We start from the raw sequence: 3,226 nt of genomic DNA on the forward strand, positions 1-3,226 counted from the left end.
AGCGCGAAGACGTCCATCGCATGGCGGAAGCCAACAAGGCGTTCGCGCACTATCGCTGGTAGCACTTTCGCGGGGGCATGAGTCCCCGCATCGAAGAAATCGGTAATGCCCAGACAGACCTCACTCGCTCGGACTCGCAACATCGGCATCATGGCTCACATCGACGCCGGCAAGACCACCACGACCGAGCGCATCCTGTACTACACGGGCCGCACGCACAAGATCGGCGAGGTGCACGAGGGTGCGGCGACCATGGACTGGATGGAGCAGGAGCAGGAGCGCGGCATCACCATCACGTCGGCGGCGACCACCGCCGCGTGGACCCGCTTCGGCGTCCCGTACCGCATCAACATCATCGACACCCCCGGGCACGTGGACTTCACCGTCGAGGTGGAGCGCAGCCTTCGCGTGCTCGACGGCGCCGTCTGCGTCTTCGACGCGGTGGCGGGCGTGGAGCCGCAGTCCGAGACCGTGTGGCGCCAGGCCGACAAGTACGGCGTGCCGCGCATCTGCTTCGTCAACAAGATGGACCGCACCGGCGCCAACTTCGAGCGTTGCGTGGACATGATCCGCGACCGCCTGGGCGCCAAGCCGTACCCCATCCACCTCCCCATCGGCGACGGCGAGAACTTCGTCGGCATCGTCGACGTCATCCGCCGCGTGGAGCTGATCTACAAGGACGAGGTGATGGGCAAGGAGTGGGACGAGCAGCCCGTCCGCGACTCGCTCAAGGAAGAGGTCGAGGCGGCCCGCTTCGCCCTCGTCGAGGGCGCCGTGGAGCACGACGAGAAGCTGATGGAGCGCTACCTGGAGGGCGAGGAGATCAGCGAGATGGACCTGATCCACGCCATCCGCGCCGCCACCATCGCCGGCGCCATGACGCCCATCCTCTGCGGCTCGGCCTTCAAGAACAAGGGCGTGCAGCAGCTGCTGGACTCGGTCGTCGACATCCTCCCGTCGCCGCTCGACGTGCCCGCCATCGCGGGCATCTCGGTCGACGACCCGGACGTCGCGCTGGAGCGCCACCCGTCGGACGAGGAGCCCTTCTCGGCGCTCGCGTTCAAGATCGCCACCGACCCGTTCGTGGGTAAGCTGACGTTCTTCCGGGTGTACTCGGGCGTGATCGCGCAGGGCGCGTTCGTGCTCAACAGCACCAAGGGCAAGCGCGAGCGCCTGGGCCGCATCCTCCAGATGCACGCCAACAAGCGCGAGGAGATCCCCGAGGTGCGCGCCGGCGACATCGCCGCCGCCATCGGTCTCAAGGACACCACCACGGGCAACACGCTCTGCGACCCGGACCACGCCATCATCCTCGAGTCGATGACGTTCCCGGAGCCCGTGATCCACGTGGCCATCGAGCCGAAGACCAAGGCCGACCAGGACAAGATGGGCGAGGCGCTGCGCCGCCTCTCGGAAGAGGACCCGACGTTCCGCGTCCATACCGATCCCGAGACCGGCCAGACCATCATCGCCGGCATGGGCGAGCTCCACCTCGAGATCATCGTGGACCGCATGATGCGCGAGTTCAAGGTGGACGCGAACGTGGGCCGGCCGCAGGTGGCGTACCGCGAGACCATCCGCAAGACCGTCGAGAAGGTGGAGGGCAAGTTCGTCCGCCAGACCGGCGGCTCGGGCCAGTACGGCCACGTCGTCATCAACATGATGCCGGCCGAGCTGGGCCAGGGCTTCGTCTTCGAGGACAAGGTCGTGGGCGGCGTCATCCCCCGCGAGTTCATCAAGCCCAGCGAGCAGGGCCTGCGCGAGGCCATGGACACCGGCGTCCTCGCCGGCTACCCCATGGTGGACGTCAAGGTGCAGCTGGTGTTCGGCAGCTACCACGACGTCGACTCGTCCGAGATCGCGTTCAAGATCGCCGCCTCCATGGCCTTCAAGGAGGCCGCCCGCCGCGCCGGGCCGGTGCTGCTGGAGCCCGTGATGGCCGTTGAGGTCGTCACCCCGGGCGACTACATGGGCGACGTGATCGGCGACCTGTCCAGCCGCCGCGGTAAGATCTCGGGCATGGACCAGCGCGGCGACGCGCAGGTCATCACGGCCACCGTGCCGCTCTCCGAGATGTTCGGGTACTCCACGTCGCTGCGCTCCGCCACGCAGGGCCGCGCCGTGTACTCCATGCAGTTCGCGCAGTACGAGGAAGTGCCCAAGTCCAAGGCGGAAGAGATCATCGCCAAGGTCCGCGGCTAAGCTTCTCTCGGACGGAGCAGATCGCAGGAAGCTGGAAGGGCGGCCCTCGTGGCCGCCCTTTCTCGTTCGTCCGAAAGCGTATCCGGCTCGGCTGGCTTCGGACGGCGGTTTGGGCGTGTCCCCGCAAGCGGGGCCGGGCTTCGCGCGCCGTAGGCAACGATACTACCGTTGCCAACGGCGCCGGGCCCGCGGCGCGCCATGCACCTCTGCCCATCCCGATCCTCTCCGCGCGCGCCGCGCTCCCGGCCCTCCGGGCGCGAATCCCTCACGTGGCATCGTCCAGACCTCTCGTCTGCCGACCTGTCGCGCATCCTGCCTGCCGCCGACCCTCACGCCTCCGTGGATCGTCGGAACGTGCGCCAACGAGGCTCCTCCGCGGTTCCGGCACCGGTCCGGCCCTGATGATCGGCGCCAGCTCGCGCGGGTGTGTGTGCGACCCGCACGACTTTGATCCCCCCGTCGTTCCCGGTGTCGCGCGGACACCGCCGAGCAGACGATGCACGGGGCCGTGCACTTGACGTTTGGCGCCAAGCCTGCTATTCTTCGCGTCTTGCCCCCGCCAGGTTTGGAATCGCATAGCGAACCTGCTGGAGCTCGAGAGCCTCGCCTTTGTGCGGGGCCTGCCGTTCCTGGGTCCCGGCGGGGAGACGCCGGGGGAGCCCGTTTCCGCGGCTGCTGCGGTTCGCCAGCCCGGGGCGCCATGCGCCGCCGGGCGGAATCCATTCAGCCAGTTTTCTCCACCACCCCTCGGAAATGAGGAATCAAACCAATGGCCAAGGCCAAGTTTGAGCGGAACAAGCCGCACGTGAACGTGGGCACCATCGGCCACGTCGACCACGGCAAGACCACGCTGACCGCGGCGATCACGCGGATCCAGGCGGCCAAGGGTCTGGCCGACTTCGTCAGCTTCGACAACATCGACAAGGCACCCGAGGAGCGCGCCCGCGGCATCACGATCGCGACCGCGCACGTGGAGTACCAGACGGAGAAGCGCCACTACGCGCACGTCGACTGCCCCGGGCAC

2 protein-coding genes are annotated in these 3,226 nt (G+C 67.9%); both read left to right on the forward strand.

Annotated features, from left to right (window positions below; translation table 11 throughout):
- The first annotated feature begins 105 nt into the window (after positions 1-105).
- Positions 106-2,202, forward strand: coding sequence for an elongation factor G (gene fusA / locus VFE05_09765; protein ID HET6230341.1), 2,097 nt, complete (start codon positions 106-108; stop codon positions 2,200-2,202).
- A gap of 769 nt (positions 2,203-2,971) precedes the next feature.
- Positions 2,972-3,226, forward strand: a 255-nt coding sequence (locus VFE05_09770; protein ID HET6230342.1) for a GTP-binding protein, incomplete at its 3' end; no start/stop codon positions are given.

The sequence above is a fragment of the Longimicrobiaceae bacterium genome (assembly GCA_035696245.1).
Taxonomy (GTDB): Bacteria; Gemmatimonadota; Gemmatimonadetes; order Longimicrobiales; family Longimicrobiaceae; genus DASRQW01.